Source organism: Brucella pseudogrignonensis (genome assembly GCF_002252525.1).
Taxonomy (GTDB): domain Bacteria; phylum Pseudomonadota; class Alphaproteobacteria; order Rhizobiales; family Rhizobiaceae; genus Brucella; species Brucella pseudogrignonensis.
The window spans coordinates 121,622-142,864 of sequence record NZ_NNRM01000003.1 but is presented as its reverse complement, the minus strand read 5'-3'; the positions used below and the strand labels follow the sequence as shown (position 1 = coordinate 142,864).

Here is a 21,243-nt window from a genome sequence, read left to right as displayed (position 1 = left end):
TTACCATGGCAGGAACAGACAAACAGCGCCCTTTGATCACCGAGGGACCGGCGATCATTCTGGTGAACCCGCAATTGCCGGAGAATATCGGCATGGTGGCGCGCGCTATGGCGAATTTTGGTCTTGCCGAATTGCGTCTGGTTGAGCCGCGCGAAGAATTTCCGAGTGAAAAGGCACGCGCAGCCGCAAGCAAGGCCGATCACATCATCGACAATGCCGTTGTTTATGACGATCTTCCATCAGCGCTTGCTGACCTCAATTTCGTTTATGCCACCACAGCACGCGAGCGCGATGGTTTTAAACAGGTGCGCAGCCCTGTCGAAGCAAATGGCGAATTGCGTCGTCGTTTTACCGCTGGTGAAAAGACTGGCATCATGTTTGGGCGTGAGCGTTTTGGTCTCAGCAATGAGGAAGTTGGCCTCGCAGATGAACTGGTGACATTCCCGGTTAATCCGGCCTTTGCATCGCTCAACATCGCGCAGGCTGTACTGCTTATGTCTTATGAGTGGATGAAGTCGGGCCTTGAGAGCGATACTGATACGGTTTTCCGTGGTCCGGAAATGGAAGCAGCGCCCAAGCTGGAATTGCAGAGTCTTTTCAATCATCTGGAAGAAGCGCTTGATATTCGGGGTTATTTCCGCCCCGAGGCGAAGAAAGAAATCATGGTCAACAATCTGCGCTCGGTGCTGACGCGCGCGGGTTTTGCATCCGCAGAGCTTAAGCTTCTGCGTGGTGTCATCACTTCGCTCGATGTTTTCACACCAAAAAAGCCGCGCGGCTCAGGCGCACCGGAAAGTCGGGCCCGCAAACCTGCAACAGAGGACAAGGCTGAATGAAACACGCGCCCGCAGCAGACGTTTCTGCCAAACCGCTGGTGACAGATGAAAGACCCGTTCTGGTCTTCGATAGCGGTATTGGCGGATTGACCGTTCTGCGCGAGTTGCGGGTGATGATGCCGGACCGGCGATTTGTCTATATCGCGGACGATGCCGGTTTCCCTTACGGTGATTGGGAAGAGGAAGCACTGCGCGCGCGAATTGTTGATCTCTTTGGCAAGTTCATCGCCGAGTATGATCCTGAAATCGCGGTTATTGCGTGCAATACGGCCTCGACACTGGTGCTGGATGATTTGCGCCGCGCTTATCCTGCTGTGCCATTTGTTGGTACGGTGCCTGCGATCAAGCCTGCCGCTGAACGTACGTCGTCGGGGCTTGTTTCCGTTCTGGCAACGCCGGGCACAGTCAAACGCGCCTATACACGCGACCTTATCCAGTCATTCGCCACGCAATGCCATGTGCGACTGGTGGGAGCTGACAGGCTTGCAGGCGTTGCGGAAGCCCATATTCGCGGTGAAAAGATCGATGAGGCGCTGGTTGTTGAGCAGATCGCGCCGTGTTTTGTCGAAAAAGATGGGGAACGGACGGATATCGTCGTGTTGGCCTGCACGCATTACCCATTCCTCGCAAATGTTTTCCGCAGGCTTGCGCCATGGCCGGTGGATTGGCTTGATCCGGCAGAAGCCATTGCGCGCCGTACTGTATCGCTATTGCAGCCAAGACAGATTGATGAGGAATTGCACCATCACGATGATCTGGCGGTGTTTACATCGCAGAAGCCGGATTATGCCATTCGCCGCCTGATGCAAGGCTTTGGCTTGCAGTTCGCCTGATCTAGCCTATGTTTTTCGTAGTCGCGATTTTATGCGCTTACTGAAAGCATCATGAGGCGAACCATGACCGGACAAATTCCGCAAGTGAAACTGGCGTCGGGCACCCATGTGCCAGCGCTTGGGCAGGGCACATGGTATATGGGTGAGGATGCGCGGCAGCGGCGACTTGAAGTTGAGGCGCTGCAATGCGGTATAGAACTTGGCATGACCCTGATCGACACCGCAGAAATGTACGCAGACGGTGGAGCGGAAGAGGTCGTCGGCGAGGCGATCGGAGGCCGTCGCGATGATGTATTTCTCGTCAGCAAAGTGCTTCCCTATAATGCATCTGCTCAGGGAACGATTGAATCCTGTGAGCGCAGCCTTAAGCGCCTTGGCACAGAAAAGATCGATCTTTACCTGTTGCATTGGCGTGGTCGCTATCCATTGGAAGAAACCTTGTCTGCATTTGAAGAGCTAAAGCGGGCCGGCAAAATCGGCGCATGGGGTGTCAGCAATTTCGACACGGATGACATGCAGGAGCTGACCAATATTGCTGGCGGCAAGGCGGTTGCGAGCAATCAGATTTTGTATAATCTTATCCGGCGCGGACCAGAATTCGATTTGTTGCCATGGTGTGCCGCTCGCGAAGTGCCAGTGATGGCCTATTCTCCAATCGAACAGGGGAGGCTTTTGGGCAACAGCGTTCTCCATGAAATTGCGGATGAAATTGGCGTATCGCCTGCTGCAACCGCGCTTGCATGGACGATGCGAAATGGCAATGTCATTGCTATTCCAAAAACATCGAAGCTCAGTCATGTTCGCGAAAATCGAAATGCTGCAGATATCAGGTTAACGGAAGAACAGCTGACTTTGCTGGATCGGACTTTCGCGCCGCCAACCCGGAAAACGGCATTGGAAATGCTGTAGGTAATTTTACAAGAAAAGACTTCAATATATTGTTTTAATTGCCTCTCTCGGTAAATTTGATCGAGAGAGGCATGGATAAGAACTGGATCAGCTGGCGGCTTCCTGTCTGGAATCGCGCTTAGCCTGAGCGACGCTTGCAGCCTTTTTCAGACGGCCACGCTCCATAGGTCGTATCAAGCTATCGGTTTTTTCATTCGGTATGTTGCGCATCCCATGGCGCGCATGACGCGTGTTGAATATCTTATCCGGTTTTTCATTGGCTTTCTTTGTTGCCAATGCTTTTTGCGCATTTGCTATAAGTTCGTTGCTGGCTGACATGCTGCGGCGGCGATCGACTTCTGCATTGATGCGGCGCATTGCCATTGCCAGCACAGACACCTTCAAATGCGAACCTTCATCAGCCTTGGATGCAGAAGCGCCTCTTGCGGCAGTTTTTCCGCGCATTTCGCGACGCCGCTGGTGGGCCTGATCGCGCGCTTTGCTGCGACGGTCGCGCAGTAGCTTTGCCAATTGTGATAGCTCGGAGTCTGGTACGTCCTGAAGGTGAGGGTGATGAGATTTCTCGACCAGTTCCTTCTCTTCAGCATTGAGGGCGCGGGCTTCTTCCTTTCTTGTGATGGCCATAAGACGTCCTTTCTGTTTTTAATTAATTCGTCCACACTTTGGATATAGGCACGAGTTGTTTCAGGAAAAGGCGGCTGCGTCGTTTCATTCATTCTCTTCCTGCACGGCGGCGGCGGTTGCGCGTTTTTCGCCTTCCTGTTCGAGATGCTTTAAGATCAACTTGAGCTTATCGAGTGGGAGATGTTCTGCACCAATCGTCTCGCTTCGTGTTTTGGAAACGAGGTTTAGGATTTCATCGAGCTTTGCCTGGGTGGCGCTGGCTTCTCGGTCCTGCGAATTTTGGATAAGAAACACCATCAGAAAAGTGATGATCGTGGTCGATGTGTTTATCACCAGCTGCCAGGTGTCAGAAAAATCGAAAAATGGCCCGCTGATACCCCAAACGACAATGAACAGTGTTGCCAGAATAAACGCAGCATAGTGCCCTGCAAGTTCTGCGGCTTTCTCACTCACTTGCGTGAAAAACTGAGACATCGCTTCCTCCCACAATTTGCCAGAAAACGTTTCAGCACGACACAGGTTCCTTTTCGGGAACTATAGTGGTCGTTTGTCGTTGTTTCTGCAGGTGAAACACGGAGGTAAAAGCCATGGATATCGTTGAAACCCGTGTCAGTTCGCTTGGCGGTTTCGCGACCTATATGGTCGAATTTGTAACCGAGAGCGAAGAACGCATTACCGTCAAGGTCGAGAACGACACAGGTGCCGAGCTTTCACGCGATGCGGTGATCCGCAAAGCAGCACTCAAGCTCGGCGAAGCGCTAAGCGTTGCCTGCATTGAATGTGGTATTGAACCGGCAAGCCAGATCACCATTCCAAGTGCGCGTCGGGCCGGTGATCGTACCGAGCTTGAACGACAGCTGGACGAGGGGTTGGAAGATACTTTTCCGGCTAGTGACCCAGTGTCCGTGACAAGTTCTGCCATTGCAGGTTTCGCGGGACCGAAGAACTGATTGGATTTAGACAATGAGAAGCCGGACAATTCATCCGGCTTCTGAAACGGCTCATAAAATGAGTCTCATAGAGCCCGTATATTATTGATAGTATTATAAATTGCGCCGCTTGCCTTCCATGAGGTCGAGTACGGCGCGTGCGCAATCGAGTACATTGCTGCCGGGGCCGAATACTGCTGATACGCCGTGGTCGAACAGATATTGATAGTCCTGACGCGGTACGACACCACCACATACAACGATGATATTTTCGGCACCTTTTTTGCGTAGCGTATCTACGAGCTGCGGCAGCAGAGTCTTGTGCCCAGCTGCGAGCGAAGACACTCCAAGTACATGCACTTTGGACTTGATTGCCATGTCTGCGGCTTCATCTGGCGTCTGGAACAGAGGTCCAGCCAGCACTTCAAAGCCGATATCGCCAAAGGCGGAAGCGATGATTTTCGCACCACGATCATGGCCGTCTTGACCGAGTTTGGCCACCATCAGACGGGGTTTGTCGCCGCTATGTCTGGAGAACTCTTCGAGACGCTCTACAAGGGTGAGATATTCCGGCTCATTTTCGTAGGCGGTGCCATAAACCTTGCTAACGACCTTTGGCACAGCTGCATGATCACCGAAGGCGCTACGCATGGCGTCTGATATTTCACCTACTGTTGCGCGGGCGCGCGATGCTTCAACAGCCGCAGCAAGGATATTGCCTTCGCCGGTTTTCGCGACCTTTTCAAGTTCAGAAAGCGCCGCTTCAACTTTCGTCTTGTTACGGGTTTCCTTGATCCGGTTGAGGCGCGCTATCTGCGAATTGCGGACGGCGGTGTTATCGATTTCAAGAATGTCGATATTGTCTTCCTGTTCCAGACGAAACTTGTTTACGCCGACGATGACTTCCTCACCCTTGTCAACGGCTGCCTGTCGGCGCGTTGCCGCTTCTTCGATCAGACGCTTGGGGAGGCCGCTTTCAACGGCTTTGGTCATGCCGCCAAGACCTTCAACCTCTTCGATCAAAGCCCATGCTTTTTCTGCCAGTTCATTCGTCAGGCTTTCGATGTAATAAGACCCTGCAAGTGGATCCACGACTTTGGTAACGCCGGTTTCGTTTTGTAGAATGAGCTGTGTGTTGCGGGCGATACGGGCGGAAAATTCTGTCGGCAAAGCAATGGCTTCGTCAAAAGAATTGGTGTGAAGTGATTGTGTTCCGCCAAGGGCGGCGGACATGGCCTCAAAAGCTGTGCGGACGATATTGTTATACGGGTCCTGTTCCTGCAATGAGACGCCCGATGTCTGGCAATGGGTGCGCAGCATCAGTGAGCCGGGTTTCTTCGGGTCGAATTCTTTCATGATGCGCGACCAGAGCAGGCGGGCAGCACGAAGCTTGGCGATTTCCATAAAGAAGTTCATGCCGATGGCGAAGAAGAACGACAGGCGCCCTGCGAACTCATCGACATTAAGGCCTTTGTTCAAAGCTGCACGCACATATTCGCGACCATCAGCCAGCGTGAAAGCCAGTTCCTGCACCAGTGTCGCGCCAGCTTCCTGCATGTGATAGCCGGAAATGGAAATTGAATTGAATTTCGGCATTTCTGTCGCCGTATAGGCGATGATATCCGCAATGATCCGCATCGATGGTTCCGGCGGATAGATATAGGTGTTGCGGACCATGAACTCTTTCAGAATATCATTCTGAATAGTACCAGACAGCAGATCGCGAGACACGCCTTGCTCTTCGCCTGCTACAATGAAGTTGGCAAGGATCGGGATCACCGCGCCGTTCATCGTCATGGAGACGGAGATTTTCTCAAGCGGGATGCCGTCGAACAGGATTTTCATATCCTCAACGGAGTCTATCGCCACGCCTGCTTTGCCGACATCGCCTTCAACGCGCGGATGATCGCTATCATAGCCGCGATGGGTGGCAAGATCGAAGGCCACTGAAACGCCTTGCTGACCAGCCGCAAGCGCCTTGCGGTAAAAGTTGTTGGACTCTTCGGCAGTCGAAAAGCCCGCATACTGGCGGATGGTCCACGGACGGCCCGCATACATAGTTGCACGCGGGCCGCGCAGGAATGGCTCGAAGCCGGGCAGGGTGCCGAGGTGGCCTATCTGATCAAGATCGTCGGTGGTATAGAGCGGCTTCACATCAATGCCTTCGGGCGTGTGCCAGACGAGGCTGTCGGCGGGACGCTTCAGTTCCTTCTCGGCCAACGCCTCCCAATCCGCGCGGGTTTTCTGCGTCATTGGCTTATTCTCCATCCCATAAAGCCTTTGTGTCCTTGAGAGGCGCAAGCGCGCCTCCTCAAAGCTTATTCAAATTCCATGATCAGTTCATCGACTGCGAGGCTCGCACCTGCTTCCGTGGTAATTCGTTTGACGGTGGCGCGGCGTTCCGCACGCAGTACATTTTCCATTTTCATGGCTTCAACCGTTGCCAGTGGCTGACCTGCCTCGACCGTATCGCCATCTTTGACAAGAACTGAGGTGATCACGCCCGGCATCGGGCAGAGCAGCATCTTCGATGTGTCGGGTGGCAGTTTGACCGGCATCAGCTTTGCCAGTTCCGCCACGCGTGGCCTGCGAACGTGGGCGATCACATCAATTCCGCGCCAGCGCAGACGCCAGCCCGTGCCGGAGCGCAAAACCTTGACAGCGATTGACTCGCCGTCAACCGTGAACGAGCCGAGCTGCTTCCCCGGATGCCAGTCACTGGCGACGGTGAGGCTGTTACCATCAGCGAAGTTGATTATCGTACCGCCTTCACCCTCAGCAATCCTGATAGGCAAATTGAAGCCGCCCAGGGTGACGACCCAATCGGCTGATACAGACTGAACCTGTGAAGAGATACGGTCGGAAATCAGACCATTGCGCTGTTCAATAGCCATGTTGATCTGTGCTGAAACCGCGGCCAGCACATGCGCGTCTTCTTCCGACACGGTAACGCCCGCAAAGCCGTCGGGATATTCCTCAGCGATGAAGGCTGTGGTAAGCGCGCCAGCACGAAAACGCGGATGCTCCATAACGGCGGAAAGGAATGGCAGGTTGTGACCGATGCCTTCCACTTCAAATGCATCCAATGCGTCGCCCATGGCTTCAACTGCGCTGGTCCGGTCGGGTCCCCAGCTGCAAAGTTTTGCAATCATGGGGTCATAATACATCGAGATTTCGCCCCCTTCAAAGACACCAGTGTCGTTGCGGATGACAGAGCCATTATCGCGCCAACCTTCGACCGGTGGACGATAGCGGGTCAGCCTGCCAATAGAGGGCAGGAAGCTGCGATACGGGTCTTCGGCATAAAGACGGCTTTCGATGGCCCAGCCGTTGAGTTTTACATCGGCTTGGATGATGCGCAGCTTTTCGCCCGATGCCACGCGGATCATCTCCTCAACCAGATCGATGCCGGTGATGAGTTCCGTCACCGGATGTTCGACCTGCAAGCGCGTGTTCATTTCAAGGAAGTAGAAATTGCGCTCGCCATCGACGATGAACTCGACAGTGCCAGCGGAATAATAGCCGACAGCCTTGGCGAGAGCCACGGCCTGCTCGCCCATAGCCTTGCGGGTTGCTTCATCAAGAAACGGCGAGGGCGCTTCTTCAATCACCTTCTGATTGCGGCGCTGAATGGAGCATTCGCGCTCGCCCAGATAGATGATATTGCCGTGCTGGTCGCCGAGCACCTGAATTTCGATATGGCGTGGTTGGGTGACGAATTTTTCGATAAAAATGCGATCATCACCAAACGATGCTTTGGCTTCATTGCGTGAAAGCTGAAAGCCTTCACGCGCTTCTTCATCGTTCCATGCAATGCGCATTCCCTTGCCACCGCCGCCAGCGGATGCCTTGATCATCACGGGATAGCCGACTGTGCTTGCGATTTTTACCGCCTCGTCTGCATCCTCAATCAGCCCCATGTGGCCGGGAACGGTGGATACACCAGCCTCGGACGCGAGCTTCTTTGAGGTGATCTTGTCACCCATGGCCTCGATGGCGTTCACTGGTGGGCCGATGAAAGTGACATTGGCAGCTTTCAGTGCTTCGGCAAAACGTGGATTTTCCGACAGAAAGCCGTAACCCGGATGCACTGCATCAGTACCCGTTGCCTTTATCGCTGCCAGTATCTTATCGATGACGATATAAGACTGGTTTGAGGGCGCTGGTCCAATATGCACGGCCTCGTCGGCCATCTTGACATGTAGCGCATTGCGGTCCGCGTCGGAATAGACCGCGACGGTCGCAATGCCCATTTTCTTTGCCGTCTTGATAACCCGACACGCGATTTCGCCGCGATTGGCAATGAGGATTTTCTTGATCATCTGTATCGTACCCGTGGCTATCAGAGCGGAATGGTGTCGTGTTTCTTCCATTGCGTGTTCTGGCTTTTGTTACGAAGCGCAGAGAACGCACGGGCGATACGGCGGCGGGAAGAATGCGGCATGATCACTTCGTCGATGAAGCCACGCTCGGCGGCAACGAAAGGATTGGCAAAACGCTCTTCGTATTCCTTGGTGCGGGCGGCGATCTTTTCCGTGTCGCCCAGTTCTGAGCGGTAAAGAATTTCGGTGGCACCCTTGGCACCCATCACGGCGATTTCGGCAGTCGGCCATGCATAATTGATGTCGGCTCCGATATGCTTGGATGCCATCACATCATATGCGCCACCATAGGCCTTGCGGGTAATGAGCGTGACCATTGGGACGGTCGCTTGTGAATAGGCGAAGAGAAGCTTCGCGCCGTGCTTGATCACGCCACCATATTCCTGGCTTGTGCCGGGGAGGAAGCCAGGAACATCGACCAGCGTGAGGATCGGAATGCTGAAAGCATCGCAGAAACGCACGAACCGTGCGGCCTTGCGTGATGAATCAATATCAAGGCAGCCAGCCAATACCATGGGCTGGTTTGCGACCACGCCAATAGTCTGGCCATCCATTCGGATAAAGCCGGTGATGATGTTTTTGGCGAAAGCTTCCTGAATTTCAAAGAAATCGCCTTCATCCGCCAACGCCAGGATCAGTTCCTTCATGTCGTAAGGCTTGTTGGCGCTATCCGGGATCAGTGTATCCAGCCGCATTTCAAGACGCGCGGGGTCATCGAAGACAGGGCGAGTGGGTGGCTTTTCGCGATTGTTGAGCGGCAGAAAGTCAAACAGGATGCGTACCTGTTCCAGCGCTTCGATGTCGTTTTCAAATGCGCCATCGGCAACGGAAGATTTCTTCGTATGGGTCGAAGCACCGCCGAGTTCTTCCGCCGTAACGATTTCGTTGGTGACTGTTTTGACCACATCAGGGCCGGTCACGAACATATAAGAGCTGTCGCGCACCATGAAGATGAAGTCTGTCATGGCGGGCGAATAGACCGCGCCACCGGCGCATGGCCCCATGATAACGGAAATCTGCGGAATAACACCCGACGCATCGGCATTGCGTTTGAAAACATCGGCATAGCCTGCAAGCGAAGCAACGCCTTCCTGAATGCGTGCGCCACCGGAATCATTTAGGCCGATCACAGGAGCACCATTCTGCATGGCCATATCCATGATCTTGCAGATTTTCTGCGCGTGCGTCTCAGACAGAGAGCCGCCAAGAACAGTGAAGTCCTGACTGAAGACATAGACTTGCCGGCCATTGATCGTGCCCCAGCCGGTCACGACGCCGTCGCCTGCTACTTTCTGCTTTTCCATGCCGAAGTCGGTACAGCGATGCGTGACATACATATCGAACTCTTCGAACGAACCTTCGTCGAGAAGCACTTCGATTCTTTCGCGGGCGGTGAGCTTGCCTTTGCCGTGTTGCGCATCGATACGCTTTTGTCCGCCGCCAAGACGGGCTTCGGCGCGACGGGCTTCAAGCTGTTCGAGAAGTTCCTGCATTCGCTATAACCTTGAAAGCTATGAATTTGTCTAATTGCTTAGAGCCAGTATGCCGCATTCTGAAAGCTTGAAAAGGTGCGATTGTGTAATTTATAAATTTGCAAATAGCGAAATGCGAATTTGCAAAAATGGCACCCAAAAAACTCTATGTCGGCAGGAAGATCCGGGAAATACGTGAACAGCATAAGACGACACAGTCGGGCTTTGCTGAACGCTTAGGTATTTCAACGAGTTATCTGAACCAGATTGAGAACAATCAGCGTCCTGTTTCGGCGGCTGTGCTGCTGGCTTTGGCTGAAAACTATCAGATCGATATCGGTGCGATTTCGCTTGGCGATGATGATCGGCTGTTATCGGCAGTATCCGAAGCGCTGGCTGATCCGGTGTTCGATAATTACAAGCCGAATTTGCAGGAGCTGAAACTCATCACGCAAAATGCGCCGGGTTTGGCTCATGCACTGATCGCTTGTCATCAGGCCTATCGGCGCAACAGTGAGCAGCTTGCAAGTCTCGATAACCAGCTTGGGCGCGCGCCGTCAGCCGCCGAGCCAGCACCTTATGAAGAAGTGCGCGACTTCTTTCATTTTATCGATAACTATGTTCATGATCTTGATATTGCAGCGGAAAAGCTGGCCGATGAGCTGAAGATACCGGCGCGCGATATCGGTGTTGCGCTGCCGCAATATATGGAGGAGCGCTATCGGGTTCGTGTTGCACGCGCTGATCCCGATGAAGCTATTCTGCGCCGCTTCGATCCAATTGCTCGCGTCCTTTATCTTAATCCCTATTCGCCAGCTTCGACTCGCAATTTCCAGATAGCGTTTCAGATTGCCGAACTGGAGATGGAAGAGCTTGTGACTGCAATTGCTAAGCGTGCGGATTTCCGTTCGGCAGAAGCGGTCGAGATTTGCAAAATCGGTTTACGCAATTATTTCGCTGGTGCGCTGGTCTTGCCCTATCAGACGTTTCTTTCAGCCGCCAAAGAACTGCGGCATGATCTGGAATTGCTCGCCTCGCGCTTTGGGGCAAGCCTTGAGCAGGTTGCGCATCGTCTGAGCACATTGCAGCGTTCAGGCCAACGCGGCGTTCCGGTGTTCTTTGCGCGAATCGACCGTGCCGGAAACATCACCAAGCGGCATAGTGCGGCCAAGCTGCAATTTGCGCGATATGGCGCGGCATGTCCGTTGTGGAATGTTCATCAGGCATTCGAGACGCCTGGGCGAATTATCCGGCAGCTTGCGGAAACGCCGGATGGTGCGCGCTATCTCTGCGTTGCCACCGAGCTAACCAAGAGCGAGGGCGGGTTTCACGCACCACAGCGTCGTTATGCTATCGCTTTGGGATGTGAAGTCACACACGCGCAGGACTTTGTCTATGCGGATGGGCTGGATATTGCGACACGCTCAGCATTTGATCCGATTGGTGTTTCCTGCCGTATCTGCGACCGAGCTGAATGTGTGCAGCGTGCGGTCCCGCCTTTGAAAAGCAGACTGGCGGTCGATCACGACCGCCGTGGTATCTTGCCTTACAAGCTTCTTTAGCGATTAAAAACCAGCATGTTCCTTGAGGAATTCTGCTTCCTCGCTGGTTGTTTCGCGGTCCAGGACCTTGTTACGGTGCGGGAAACGACCAAAACGCTCGATAATATCGTGATGCTGGCGGGCAAAGCCCAAAGAGAACTCATCACCCAGCTTTTCGTAAAGATCGACACAGCGTTTCTGATCACTGAGATGCTCGCTATGCATGAATGGAAGGTAGAAGAACTGACGTTGCTCAGCTGAAAGTTTGCGGTCGAAGTCATGATCAAGCGCCTGCGCTGCAACATCACGGGCAAGGCCGTCGCTTTCAAATGAGCGTGGAGAGCCGCGGAACATATTACGCGGGAATTGGTCGAACAGGATGGTCAGCGCGAGTGCACTTTCCGGCTGCTGTTTCCAGTCTTCCAGCTTGTCAGCGCGAGCATCTTCATAAGCCGCCAGAAATTTTTCGCGAATTTCCGCATCGATGCCATCGCTTTTGTTGAACCAGTTTTCGCGCATCTTTGCAGAAAACCAGAAATCGAGGACGTCTTGGGGTTGAATGTCCATTACTGCCTCTTTTCAGGTTATGGATTTTGGTTTGGATTGTCGGGCTGCGGGCAGGGCGTCTCGCCCTTCATGTTACGAGACATGCAAGCGAATCGATCAAAGCCTTTGCCTGCATCCATTGCCGCTTTTCCGGCACCACAGCCGGAAAGAACAGCCAGCGAGATCAGTAGGGCAACTTTGTTCATCTGGAGTGTTTCCGGTTTCAAAATGATGCCAATCACGGGACTTAATAATAAGCATCGTGACTTCTAGCGGCAATAGTTACAGAGATTTGTGATCAACCGCGACCGCGATAATTGGGTACAGACTGTTCAGGAATCCAGACATTTTTTGGTGTTTCGCCCGTCTGATAAAACACATCAATCGGGATGCCGCCACGCGGATACCAATAGCCGCCAATGCGCAGCCATTCCGGGTCCAACAGTTCAACAAGTCGCTTGCCGATTGTAACTGTGCAATCCTCATGGAAAGCGCCATGATTGCGGAATGAGAACAGGAAAAGCTTGAGCGACTTGCTTTCAACCAGCCACTTGCCCGGAACGTAATCGATCATCAGGTGAGCGAAATCCGGCTGTCCGGTCATAGGACATAAAGAGGTGAATTCTGGTGCTGTGAAGCGAACGCAGTACGGCGTTCCTGCTTGCGGGTTTGAGACCCTTTCAAGAACGGCCTCTTCCGGAGATTGCGGTATCGTGCTGTTCGATCCGAGTTGTTTGAGATCGGAATATATTGTCTTTTCAGACATTTGCGTGCCTTTTTAAAAGCCACGGTGCAGTCTTCACGCTTGCATATCAAGCGCTTGTCCTTGTTTTGACCGGGTAGGCTGCGACCGGTGGCAGATTGCCAATGGCTTCGAATAGCAGTCTTGGACAAGCAGGTAAAGCCCATAGAAAAACCCGCGCTGGGAGGGCGCGGGTTAGTCGGGAGGAAATTTTTTGATCAGCGGCGATCGGAGGAGATCACGCAGCCAATTGCGACGCCGATCAATATTCCGAGCACACCGGCGGTGCCGAAAAGCGTCGTTGCCGTACCAGGGTTTTCCTTGACTGTTTCCGCGACAGCCTGACCACGCTCACGAACAACCTGTGCCGCGTGGCGAAAACGTCCGGATGCATCATCAAACGCATCTTCGGCAGAGTCCCTCAGATCGCTTGAGCGAGATGCCAAGGATTTCGACAGGCGCTTCAGTTCACCACGAAGATCAGAAATCTGCTGTTCCAGAGCCTGTTGAACGTCGCTAGCAGTCTTATTGTCGGCCATTTGAAACCTCCATTGGAATTGATGCGGATAAAACGTACCGACAACCAATTGGTTCCATTAGAGGAAAGAGATTTTACCTCTTCAATTTGCTTTCAAAGAAAGGCAGGAGGCTCAAGCCTCGGCCTATACAAACGCCCGCAAGGGCACCAACCGCTTTGAAAAGGAAATCGGCAAATTCGCCGTGCCGTCCGGGTGCCAACCGCTGAAGCAGCTCAAACATGCCTGCGCAACCGATAGTCAGTAACAGGACTGCCAGCCATTGGCGGGGGTAGGCCAGTGCAAAGAGAAAACCGACCAGAAAAAAAGCAGCAAAACGCTCCAGATCAGCAGGCTCGCCGGTGATCGGACGGAACTGGATTGGGCTGATCGTTACCACGAGGATTAAAACCAGAATCGACCAGGCAGCGATACGCAAAAGTCGCGTCATTAAGTAAAGGCCTTCTATTCTGCCGTGTAGTTGCCGACAGGTTCATCCTGACTAGGGTCACCGCAGCGCTGATACATGCGATCAGTTATTGCTTTTTTCAGCCCGTTCGCAAATGGCAATTCATAATGAGCGATGACATCGACGCCCATGCACCATTTTACGTTCTGCGGTGAGAGGCCGTAATTGGTTTCGAGGAAGCCAATGGCATAGTTTATTCCTTCTTCGCAATTCTCAGTTGTGCAGAAATTGCCATCTTTTGCCAGCTGACGGATTGAGCCTTCGCCGATCTTCTGGACGATTGGTTCGACGGCAAAGGGAGTTGCCCCGGCAAGCGCAACGATAACCAGTCCAATAAGGGTAAATTTGATAGAGCGCCGCATGAATCGCCGTCAGTTATTGATCCTATTGTCATTTCATAACGCATGGGTGGCACTATGATGGCAAGGTCATACGTTAAATGTAGTGGCTTGTATTAGCCAATGTGCGGGATTGTGACGGTTTAATATTGACTTTTACGTAAATGCGGTTGCACAACATTCGCCTGCATATTGCAAGATTGGAATATTGTGGTGCGCGAATATTATACGATCACAGAACTGACGCGGGAATTCGGGATATCGACCCGGACATTGCGTTTTTATGAGGATGAGGGGCTGATCTCGCCGGTAAGGCGTGGTCGCACACGCTTGTTCAGGCCTTCTGATCGGCATCTTCTGAAGCAGATTATGCGTGGAAAGCGTCTTGGTTTTTCAATCGCCGAGATACACGAAATCGTACAGATGTATCGCGAGCCGCCGGGCGAAACCGGCCAGCTCAAGCTTTTGATGAAGCGCGTTGAGGAAAAGCGTGCGGATCTGCGCCAGAAGCGTCGCGACATTGACGAAACGCTTTCCGAACTCGATCAGGTTGAAGAAGCCTGCATTGAACGTCTTGCAGAACTTGGTGTTTCTACCTGATTTAAGGCTGATTATCCGGCACTGGTGAGCACATCTCGGCGATCTGCTGAACCGTGCTGTTATTGTTCTGATCAGCCTTGCCATTAAAGACGTCGTCGAACAGTTTTGCCTTGTCGAGTTCGCTCACAACACAGCCGCAGAACTGCGTGCATAGCGTTTCACTTCCATTCTGAATGCAGGATGCGACGCAGGATTGCGTAAAGGCTTGGCGTGGCGCTGGCTGTGCTGGCGGCATGATCTGCGAGAACAGATAGACAAGCGCAATCAGCACAGGCTGATGGATCAGATAGAATGCAAGACTGTGGCGACCGATAAAGGTGAGCGGCTTTTGCAGAAAGGCGGGCTTAATGCCGCCTGATAGGATCGGGAGCCAGTTAAAGCGCTTGAAGATACGTGCCGCCGCTATACCAATCAGCACAGCGCCAAACCATGGAAACAGCGGCACGTAATCGTTGGAGCGAGGCGGGACCGTCGAAAGTCCGATCCATGCAAGCCACATCTGGTTGAAAATATTTGACTGCGCATAAAACGGTGCGGTTATGACGAAAGCTGCCACGATCAGTGTAACAACTGGTGGCAGGCGCAAGAACAGTAGACCCAGCACGCTTGCCAGTGCGATCTGATGCAGAATGCCGAAGAAAATGAAGTTATCGGGCGACATATAGTATGTCACAGCGGAAATGGCCGCTGCTGCCGCTCCGATCTGCAACAGACGCTTTCCCATTGCTTCCCAGCGGATGGCTCTGCCATGCGCGAGAACAAGACTAAAACCGACCAGAAACAGGAAGCTTGATGCGATGCAGCGCGCAAAGAGCTTCCAGCCGCCATGTGCTGTCGTTGCCGGTGCCATGTAGCCGAAGAACTCAAGATCCCAGCCGAAATGATAGATCGCCATCGCAATCAGCGCGACTCCGCGCGCAATATCAATGCGCGTCAGGCGCGGACGGCTTGCGGGCGTTACAGTCGTTTCAGCATTGCTCTGCATGTTATTTCCTGAGCTGTGACACTAAGAGTCGAGCCGATTCCTATCACATGCGATTGCATGGCTATAGCACTGGCACGAAAATCAGAATGATTTTTGGAAAGCGCGATGCACCGAATTGAACTATGTCAAAGGACCGGATTCGTTCCGTTCGGGTTATATCGTGCAGCTTATCGGTGGAGATCGCGTTGTTTTTCAGTGTTTCCAAGCTTTTCTGGCTGTTTTTTCAGCCGCTGACAATCATCCTCGTATTTCTGTTGATCGCACTTTTGCTGATCTGGACCGGCTTTAGAAAACTCGGGCTTACAACGCTTATTGCCGCTGTATTGGTGTTGTTTATCAGCGCTTATACAACGCTTGGCACCGTGTTGCTTGCGCCGCTGGAAGATCGCTTTGCAAAACAGACCGAGCTCCCGCAACGTGTTGATGGCATTGTGGTTCTGGGCGGTTATATGAATGGTGACATCAATGCAGGGCGTCCCGGATTTGAATTGAACAGCGCTGCCGATCGAATTTTTGAGACGATGCGGCTTGCACGACTTTATCTCGACGCGAAAGTCATTGTGTCCGGTGGGGACGGTGCTTTCTTTGAAGACGCCAAGCCCGAAGCCGACAGCACACGCACAATGTTGTCTGATCTGGGCTTTTCAGGTGATCGCTTCATTTTTGAGAACAAGTCCCGCAATACAGTAGAAAATGCGGAGTTTTCCAAGGCGCTCGCTGAACCAAAGCCCGGTGAAACATGGCTTCTGGTGACGTCGGCCTATCATATGCCGCGGTCTATCGGGTGCTTCCGCAAAGCAGGCTTTGACGTTGTTGCATGGCCTGTCGATTATAAGACACCAGCAAAGCAGAGCCTTTCACTCTATCTTGAATCGCCGAACGAAGCCTTGTCGCGTTTTAGCGTGGCAACGCGTGAATGGATGGGGCTTACAGCCTATTGGATGACCGGCAAGACAGATATGCTGCTACCTCAACCCTGATGCCCCATTTCTGCCGTGACTTTAAAGCTTTTGTTAAGCATAGCTGTTGTTAAGGTTCTGATACTAAATCAGTTTTTGAATCGTGCTGTTGCGAGATGATGAAATGCGCCGCATTTCCGCCATTTTTCACAGTTGCGTTTCATCTGCGTCAGGATTATATCTCCGGTAACAGCGTTGTGAAGGACGCTGCTTATAAGAGTTGCACAACAAGGTTGTAAAAAAATCTCCATGGACGAAACCGTTCAAAAATCCTGCTGGGGCGTGACGCTCTGGGCAGTCGTTGGCCTCGCTACAATCATTCTCATGGCTTATCTTTTCTCCGCTTGATGCGGATGCATTAGGTCCCGAAAAGTTGAATGGCTTTTCGGATACGGCTTTGCATTGAAAATGGACAGAACGTGCGTTCGTATCTTAATTGAGGTTCGACGTGCTATGGAGTTGCGTAAACCGGAAATTTAATGCCGCATTTCGGCATTCTGTTGGCGTTGTTCCTCTCCTACACTATCTGTTAATGGTGTAATATTATTGCGCATTGGCGCGTGACATTGCGCTGCCCGTTTGCGGGGCGAAATAGGTGTAGAATGTTTCTGTCGGTATTCGATCTGTATAAAATTGGTATTGGGCCTTCGAGTTCGCACACGATGGGTCCGATGACGGCTGCCCATATGTTCCTCGATGAACTGGTCAGCGGCAATTGGCCGAAGCCCGCCAATGCCAAGGTTTATCGATTGAGGGCGAGCCTGCATGGCTCACTCGCCTATACCGGCGTCGGCCACGCCACGGATCGCGCTGTGATTTTGGGCCTTTGTGGTTTCACACCTGATTCGATTGATCCGGATATTATGGATAGCGAAGTCGAGAAGGTTTCGCGTGCCAGGACGGTTCAGCCCGCTGGGCATCCGGCATATCAGTTTGATCCCAAGACCGATTTGGTTCTTGATCGTAAGACGCCTTTGCCCGGCCATGCGAATGGCATGGCTTTCGAGGCATACGACAAAAGTGACCGATTGCTGCTCCGCCGTGTGTACTTTTCGATTGGCGGCGGCTTTGTTGTGACTGCGGAAGAATTGAGCCGCGTGCAGACCAGTGGTGGAAAGCGCGAGGAAAAGGCCAATGTGCCTTATCCTTTCAATAATGCTGCTGAAATGCTCGTTATGGCGCGTTCAAGTGGGCTTTCCATTGCTGACATGAAGCGCGCCAATGAAGAGTGCCATATGTCGTGCCTTGATCTCGACGAAGGTCTTGATCGCATCTGGGGTGCGATGCGCGGTTGTATCGAACGTGGCCTGAGCCGTGATGGTATCATGCCGGGGGGCTTGAAGGTCCGTCGCCGTGCGCGTCAGCTATTTGAGCGTCTGGAAGACGATTGGCGCAACAACAAGCTCAATCCGCTGCTCGCAAATGACTGGCTGTCCGTCTATGCTATGGCCGTCAACGAAGAGAATGCTTCGGGTGGGCGTGTTGTAACCGCACCGACCAATGGTGCGGCGGGTGTCGTGCCTGCTGTTCTGCGATATTACCTTCATTTCCACGACGACGCCGATGCAAAGGGCATTCGAGACTTTTTGCTGACGTCCGCGGCAATTGGTGGCGTGATCAAGCACAATGCTTCGATCTCAGGCGCAGAAGTAGGTTGTCAGGGTGAGGTCGGTTCTGCATCAGCTATGGCCGCTGCCGGTCTTGCGGCTGTTATGGGCGGCACGCCTGAGCAGATTGAGAATGCAGCTGAAATAGCCCTTGAGCATCATCTGGGCATGACCTGCGATCCGGTAGCCGGTCTCGTGCAGGTGCCATGTATTGAACGCAATGCGCTTGGCGCTGTAAAGGCTGTTACGGCTGCATCGCTTGCTGTGAAGGGTGATGGTCAGCATTTCGTGCCGCTTGATGCCTGTATCGAAACCATGCGTCAGACGGGTCACGATATGAGCGAGCGCTACAAGGAAACCAGTCAGGGCGGACTGGCCGTCAATGTGGTTGCCTGCTGAGGATAACATTCTTATCACTTGAAGCCTGCATTCAGCTTGGCTAAATCAGCCTCATGGCACTTAATCTCGTCAAACTTTGCGTCGGCTGCGATAGCATCGAAGATCTCGCAGCCTGGATCGATTTCAGGCTTGCGGAGCAGCGCGCTGCCGGGCTTGTCCCGGAACAGTTTCACACGACACGCATGGTTCCCAAACGTATTGATGAATTGCTTGAAGGCGGATCGCTTTACTGGGTGATCAAAGGCAATGTTCAATGCCGCCAGCGCTTGCTCGATATTCGCCCGTTTACGGATGAGCAGGGCATCAATCGCTGCCATCTGGTGCTGGAGCCGAAAATCCATCCGACTCAGTGGCAACCACGTCGCGCTTTTCAGGGCTGGCGCTATCTCAGTGAAAACGAGGTTCCGCTTGATGAAGCCGCTGGTAAGTCGGGCAGGGCAGCATTGCCGCCAGAGCTTCGGCAGGAACTTGCAGCGCTGGGATTGCTTTAGTTTACAAACAAAAAAGGCCCGTCGAAATGACGGGCCTTTTTTGTAGGTGAGATATTTCAGCTCTCAATCGTGATGCGTACTGCCACTTTATCGGACGTAACCGGCAGGGTCATACGCATCATGGTGCGCGGCTGCACCATGCGGCGATTGCGAGCGGCGTGGCCAACCAGCAATCCAACCAGATCACGCGTATGGAAACCTTTTCCATGACGCACATCGGCAAGACGAATCGCAGCCTGCTTAAGAGCCTGAACGGAGAACAGTGAACCAAGTCCAGATGGGCGAGGCGCTTGTTCAGTCCATATGCTGGACTTCAGAGCATATTGTCCGATCGTTTCATTCATATTCGACATCTCGAAACCCTCTACGCAATACTATTTTCGGGTTTAAAGCGGTTACGAGAGAGCTTCCCCTCTCGCTCGGATTAATTGGCGACTGCGTAGCAGCCAAAGTTCTTCTTCTTGAGCGATGCGCATGCATCCCATGCAGCCTGCTTCGAGGAGAAGCCTACAAAGCGAGCACGGTAGAAAGTGGAGTTACCCTTCACGAATGTTTCAGTGTAAGGCGATGCGGAACGAAGTGGCGCACCGACTGATGAAGAGACCTTGGTCAACATATCGCGTGCCTGGCCTTCGCTTGGCAGCGAGCCAACCTGAATGGCCCAACCACCGGAAGCGGGTGCTGATGCTGTCGTTACAGGGTCGATATCGTGTGCTGGAGCCGATGGAACTGCGGCCTTTGGCGTTGGGCGCACAGCTGCCTGCGCTGCCATTGCAGCTGGGCGCTGTGTCGGCGCGGCGAGAGCCAGAACCTGTGGCTGGTCAATATCGCCTTCGCCGCTTTCGTTGTTGATGACATCAGCAACTTCAGTTGTCTGACGAGCAACTGGAACCGGTGCATTACGTGCCTTTGGCAGATCAACCGATGCGACAACCTGTGGAACTTCACCACGCATCGCAACAAGTGGTTCCGAAACGCGACCACGAGTGGCTGCAGGAAGATACTTGCGGATCAGCTGGGTCATGTGTGCATCGCGGCTGGCGCCGGTGTTGCCGCCCATGACAACGGCAACGAGACGACGACCGTCATAGTTGACCGATGAAGCGAGGTTGTAGCCCGATGCATTGGTGTAACCGGTTTTAATACCGTCAACGCCTTCAACACGACCGAGCAGGCGGTTGTGACCATTGATTGTCTGACCACGGAACACGAAGCTACGACGCGAGAAGTATGAAAACTCCTGCGGGAAGTGCTGACGAAGCGCAATGCTGAGGATTGCCATGTCGCGTGCAGTCGTAACCTGCGACATGTTCGGGAGGCCCGACGCGTTGCGGAAAGTGGTGTTGGCCATGCCCAGACGACGGGCTTTGGCCGTCATCATCTGTGCGAAACGCTCTTCTGAGCCGCCAAGGAATTCGCCCGAAGCAGTCGCAACGTCGTTGGCTGACTTGGTCACCATGGCGAGAATAGCATCTTCAACACGGATGGTCTGACCTGGCTTGAATCCAATCTTTGTCGGTGGACGCGCTGCTGCATAAGAAGAGATAGGAATACGGGTATCTTTATTGATACGACCTGACTTCATGCCTTCAAATAGCATGTACATGGTCATCATCTTGGTCAGCGATGCCGGATAGCGTTTAGCGTCTGCGTTGGATGCAAACAGCGTTTTTCCGGTGTTCGCATCGATCACAATAGCGGCATATCTGTCATTTGCCACAGCAGGAACTGTCGTTGAGGCCGTAGAGCAGCCTGTTACAACAGCGAGAAGAAGTGTGGCTTGCGCCGCTCTTTTCAAGGCATATGCTACTTTGCTGAATGCGGTACGCACGATGTTGACCTGCCTGTATTCCGGTTTTTTTGAACTGCGGCGCAAAGGGCACACAGCTGTCTAATTCCGTAACCTTACTGTCATCAGCGTTACCAATCCGTTTATGGTAACTACAATATTCATAAATTTTCAAAAAATGTGCCCAGCGGTTTCGGGTGCCCATTCGTCTTATTGATAGCTATTTTTGATTTTGAACATCTTTCGATGGTTGCCTACTCGTAAAAGTGACTGAGAT

Annotated in this window: 23 protein-coding genes; 9 read left to right on the top strand and 14 right to left on the bottom strand. The window is 52.9% G+C overall.

The window, feature by feature from the left end; translation table 11 throughout:
• The first annotated feature begins 5 nt into the window (after positions 1-5).
• From CEV34_RS01060 to CEV34_RS01050, 3 genes are all read left to right on the top strand, one after another.
• Positions 6-836, top strand: coding sequence for an RNA methyltransferase (locus CEV34_RS01060; RefSeq protein ID WP_007875278.1), 831 nt, complete (start codon positions 6-8; stop codon positions 834-836).
• On the top strand, positions 833-1,669 hold the full coding sequence (gene murI, locus CEV34_RS01055; RefSeq protein ID WP_007875277.1) for a glutamate racemase: 837 nt from the start codon (positions 833-835) through the stop codon (positions 1,667-1,669). The genes CEV34_RS01060 and murI overlap by 4 nt, the downstream gene beginning before the upstream one ends.
• A 63-nt stretch (positions 1,670-1,732) precedes the next feature.
• Entirely contained in the window at positions 1,733-2,578 is an 846-nt protein-coding gene (locus CEV34_RS01050; RefSeq protein WP_007875276.1) for an aldo/keto reductase, read from the top strand.
• Positions 2,579-2,665: 87 nt separating this feature from the next.
• On the opposite strand, the gene CEV34_RS01045 is transcribed toward CEV34_RS01050, so the two are convergent.
• Both CEV34_RS01045 and CEV34_RS01040 read right to left on the bottom strand, forming a co-directional pair.
• The gene (locus CEV34_RS01045; protein ID WP_007875275.1) at positions 2,666-3,202 is read right to left on the bottom strand and encodes a hypothetical protein; all 537 of its coding nucleotides are present in this window, start codon (positions 3,200-3,202) and stop codon (positions 2,666-2,668) included.
• Between the two features lie 84 nt (positions 3,203-3,286).
• Entirely contained in the window at positions 3,287-3,676 is a 390-nt protein-coding gene (locus tag CEV34_RS01040; RefSeq protein WP_007875274.1) for a low affinity iron permease family protein, read from the bottom strand.
• A gap of 113 nt (positions 3,677-3,789) precedes the next feature.
• On the opposite strand from CEV34_RS01040, the gene CEV34_RS01035 reads away from it, so the two are divergent.
• Positions 3,790-4,152, top strand: coding sequence for a hypothetical protein (locus tag CEV34_RS01035; RefSeq protein ID WP_007875272.1), 363 nt, complete (start codon positions 3,790-3,792; stop codon positions 4,150-4,152).
• A gap of 93 nt (positions 4,153-4,245) precedes the next feature.
• Here the strand turns inward: CEV34_RS01035 and scpA are convergent, their stop codons facing one another.
• From scpA to CEV34_RS01020, 3 genes are all read right to left on the bottom strand, one after another.
• Complete coding sequence (gene scpA / locus CEV34_RS01030; RefSeq protein WP_007875270.1) at positions 4,246-6,384, bottom strand: methylmalonyl-CoA mutase; 2,139 nt, start codon at positions 6,382-6,384, stop codon at positions 4,246-4,248.
• Positions 6,385-6,449: 65 nt separating this feature from the next.
• On the bottom strand, positions 6,450-8,453 hold the full coding sequence (locus CEV34_RS01025; RefSeq protein ID WP_094543135.1) for an acetyl-CoA carboxylase biotin carboxylase subunit: 2,004 nt from the start codon (positions 8,451-8,453) through the stop codon (positions 6,450-6,452).
• 20 nt (positions 8,454-8,473) lie between these two features.
• Complete coding sequence (locus CEV34_RS01020; protein WP_007875261.1) at positions 8,474-10,006, bottom strand: acyl-CoA carboxylase subunit beta; 1,533 nt, start codon at positions 10,004-10,006, stop codon at positions 8,474-8,476.
• Positions 10,007-10,134: 128 nt separating this feature from the next.
• Between CEV34_RS01020 and CEV34_RS01015 the strand changes: the two genes are divergently transcribed.
• On the top strand, positions 10,135-11,547 hold the full coding sequence (locus CEV34_RS01015; RefSeq protein ID WP_007875260.1) for a helix-turn-helix domain-containing protein: 1,413 nt from the start codon (positions 10,135-10,137) through the stop codon (positions 11,545-11,547).
• 3 nt (positions 11,548-11,550) lie between these two features.
• Here the strand turns inward: CEV34_RS01015 and CEV34_RS01010 are convergent, their stop codons facing one another.
• From CEV34_RS01010 to CEV34_RS00990, 6 genes are all read right to left on the bottom strand, one after another.
• Entirely contained in the window at positions 11,551-12,093 is a 543-nt protein-coding gene (locus tag CEV34_RS01010; RefSeq protein ID WP_007875259.1) for a DUF924 family protein, read from the bottom strand.
• 17 nt (positions 12,094-12,110) lie between these two features.
• A complete protein-coding gene (locus CEV34_RS26915; protein ID WP_007875258.1) occupies positions 12,111-12,278 on the bottom strand; it encodes a hypothetical protein in 168 nt (55 codons plus the stop codon).
• Between the two features lie 92 nt (positions 12,279-12,370).
• Positions 12,371-12,838 (bottom strand): preQ(1) synthase, encoded by a 468-nt coding sequence (gene queF / locus CEV34_RS01005; RefSeq protein WP_007875257.1) that lies wholly within the window; start codon positions 12,836-12,838, stop codon positions 12,371-12,373.
• A gap of 194 nt (positions 12,839-13,032) precedes the next feature.
• Entirely contained in the window at positions 13,033-13,353 is a 321-nt protein-coding gene (locus tag CEV34_RS01000; RefSeq protein ID WP_007875256.1) for an ElaB/YgaM/YqjD family protein, read from the bottom strand.
• Positions 13,354-13,426: 73 nt separating this feature from the next.
• Positions 13,427-13,780 carry a VanZ family protein gene (locus CEV34_RS00995; RefSeq protein ID WP_007875255.1) on the bottom strand — a complete coding sequence of 118 codons (354 nt, stop codon included), beginning with the start codon at positions 13,778-13,780 and terminating at the stop codon, positions 13,427-13,429.
• Positions 13,781-13,794: 14 nt separating this feature from the next.
• Positions 13,795-14,160, bottom strand: a complete 366-nt coding sequence (locus CEV34_RS00990; RefSeq protein WP_007875254.1) for a hypothetical protein — start codon at positions 14,158-14,160, stop codon at positions 13,795-13,797.
• Positions 14,161-14,349: 189 nt separating this feature from the next.
• Here CEV34_RS00990 and CEV34_RS00985 point away from each other — a divergent pair, with 189 nt between their 5' ends.
• Complete coding sequence (locus CEV34_RS00985) at positions 14,350-14,736, top strand: MerR family transcriptional regulator (protein WP_007875253.1); 387 nt, start codon at positions 14,350-14,352, stop codon at positions 14,734-14,736.
• A gap of 1 nt (position 14,737) precedes the next feature.
• Here the strand turns inward: CEV34_RS00985 and CEV34_RS00980 are convergent, their stop codons facing one another.
• Positions 14,738-15,721: a heparan-alpha-glucosaminide N-acetyltransferase gene (locus tag CEV34_RS00980; protein ID WP_007875251.1), complete on the bottom strand. Its 984-nt coding sequence runs from the start codon at positions 15,719-15,721 to the stop codon at positions 14,738-14,740.
• A 185-nt stretch (positions 15,722-15,906) separates the two neighbouring features.
• Here CEV34_RS00980 and CEV34_RS00975 point away from each other — a divergent pair, with 185 nt between their 5' ends.
• The 3 genes from CEV34_RS00975 to CEV34_RS00965 all read left to right on the top strand — a co-directional run bounded on the left by CEV34_RS00975 (position 15,907) and on the right by CEV34_RS00965 (position 19,177).
• A complete protein-coding gene (locus CEV34_RS00975; protein WP_039859818.1) occupies positions 15,907-16,701 on the top strand; it encodes a YdcF family protein in 795 nt (264 codons plus the stop codon).
• Positions 16,702-17,282: 581 nt separating this feature from the next.
• Positions 17,283-18,686 carry an L-serine ammonia-lyase gene (locus tag CEV34_RS00970; RefSeq protein WP_007875244.1) on the top strand — a complete coding sequence of 468 codons (1,404 nt, stop codon included), beginning with the start codon at positions 17,283-17,285 and terminating at the stop codon, positions 18,684-18,686.
• A gap of 53 nt (positions 18,687-18,739) precedes the next feature.
• The gene (locus tag CEV34_RS00965; protein ID WP_007875242.1) at positions 18,740-19,177 is read left to right on the top strand and encodes a DUF1489 family protein; all 438 of its coding nucleotides are present in this window, start codon (positions 18,740-18,742) and stop codon (positions 19,175-19,177) included.
• Between the two features lie 56 nt (positions 19,178-19,233).
• Here CEV34_RS00965 and CEV34_RS00960 read toward each other — a convergent pair whose 3' ends face one another.
• A complete protein-coding gene (locus CEV34_RS00960) occupies positions 19,234-19,530 on the bottom strand; it encodes a hypothetical protein (RefSeq protein WP_007875237.1) in 297 nt (98 codons plus the stop codon).
• A 71-nt stretch (positions 19,531-19,601) separates the two neighbouring features.
• Positions 19,602-21,008, bottom strand: coding sequence for a D-alanyl-D-alanine carboxypeptidase (locus tag CEV34_RS00955; RefSeq protein WP_007875235.1), 1,407 nt, complete (start codon positions 21,006-21,008; stop codon positions 19,602-19,604).
• Positions 21,009-21,243 lie beyond the last annotated feature (235 nt).

Excerpts from the sequence above, each read along its gene's own strand:
- CEV34_RS01060 (WP_007875278.1), top strand. The coding sequence starts at position 6 with ATGGCAGGAACAGACAAACAGCGCCCTTTGATCACCGAGGGACCGGCG.
- CEV34_RS01015 (WP_007875260.1), top strand. The coding sequence starts at position 10,135 with ATGGCACCCAAAAAACTCTATGTCGGCAGGAAGATCCGGGAAATACGT.
- CEV34_RS01020 (WP_007875261.1), bottom strand. The coding sequence starts at position 10,006 with ATGCAGGAACTTCTCGAACAGCTTGAAGCCCGTCGCGCCGAAGCCCGT.
- CEV34_RS01000 (WP_007875256.1), bottom strand. The coding sequence starts at position 13,353 with ATGGCCGACAATAAGACTGCTAGCGACGTTCAACAGGCTCTGGAACAG.
- CEV34_RS01050 (WP_007875276.1), top strand. The coding sequence starts at position 1,733 with ATGACCGGACAAATTCCGCAAGTGAAACTGGCGTCGGGCACCCATGTG.
- CEV34_RS00965 (WP_007875242.1), top strand. The coding sequence starts at position 18,740 with ATGGCACTTAATCTCGTCAAACTTTGCGTCGGCTGCGATAGCATCGAA.
- CEV34_RS01035 (WP_007875272.1), top strand. The coding sequence starts at position 3,790 with ATGGATATCGTTGAAACCCGTGTCAGTTCGCTTGGCGGTTTCGCGACC.
- CEV34_RS00960 (WP_007875237.1), bottom strand. The coding sequence starts at position 19,530 with ATGTCGAATATGAATGAAACGATCGGACAATATGCTCTGAAGTCCAGC.
- CEV34_RS00980 (WP_007875251.1), bottom strand. The coding sequence starts at position 15,721 with ATGCAGAGCAATGCTGAAACGACTGTAACGCCCGCAAGCCGTCCGCGC.
- CEV34_RS01025 (WP_094543135.1), bottom strand. The coding sequence starts at position 8,453 with ATGATCAAGAAAATCCTCATTGCCAATCGCGGCGAAATCGCGTGTCGG.
- CEV34_RS26915 (WP_007875258.1), bottom strand. The coding sequence starts at position 12,278 with ATGAACAAAGTTGCCCTACTGATCTCGCTGGCTGTTCTTTCCGGCTGT.
- CEV34_RS01045 (WP_007875275.1), bottom strand. The coding sequence starts at position 3,202 with ATGGCCATCACAAGAAAGGAAGAAGCCCGCGCCCTCAATGCTGAAGAG.
- CEV34_RS00990 (WP_007875254.1), bottom strand. The coding sequence starts at position 14,160 with ATGCGGCGCTCTATCAAATTTACCCTTATTGGACTGGTTATCGTTGCG.
- CEV34_RS00995 (WP_007875255.1), bottom strand. The coding sequence starts at position 13,780 with ATGACGCGACTTTTGCGTATCGCTGCCTGGTCGATTCTGGTTTTAATC.
- scpA (WP_007875270.1), bottom strand. The coding sequence starts at position 6,384 with ATGACGCAGAAAACCCGCGCGGATTGGGAGGCGTTGGCCGAGAAGGAA.
- CEV34_RS01010 (WP_007875259.1), bottom strand. The coding sequence starts at position 12,093 with ATGGACATTCAACCCCAAGACGTCCTCGATTTCTGGTTTTCTGCAAAG.
- CEV34_RS01040 (WP_007875274.1), bottom strand. The coding sequence starts at position 3,676 with ATGTCTCAGTTTTTCACGCAAGTGAGTGAGAAAGCCGCAGAACTTGCA.
- murI (WP_007875277.1), top strand. The coding sequence starts at position 833 with ATGAAACACGCGCCCGCAGCAGACGTTTCTGCCAAACCGCTGGTGACA.
- queF (WP_007875257.1), bottom strand. The coding sequence starts at position 12,838 with ATGTCTGAAAAGACAATATATTCCGATCTCAAACAACTCGGATCGAAC.
- CEV34_RS00970 (WP_007875244.1), top strand. The coding sequence starts at position 17,283 with ATGTTTCTGTCGGTATTCGATCTGTATAAAATTGGTATTGGGCCTTCG.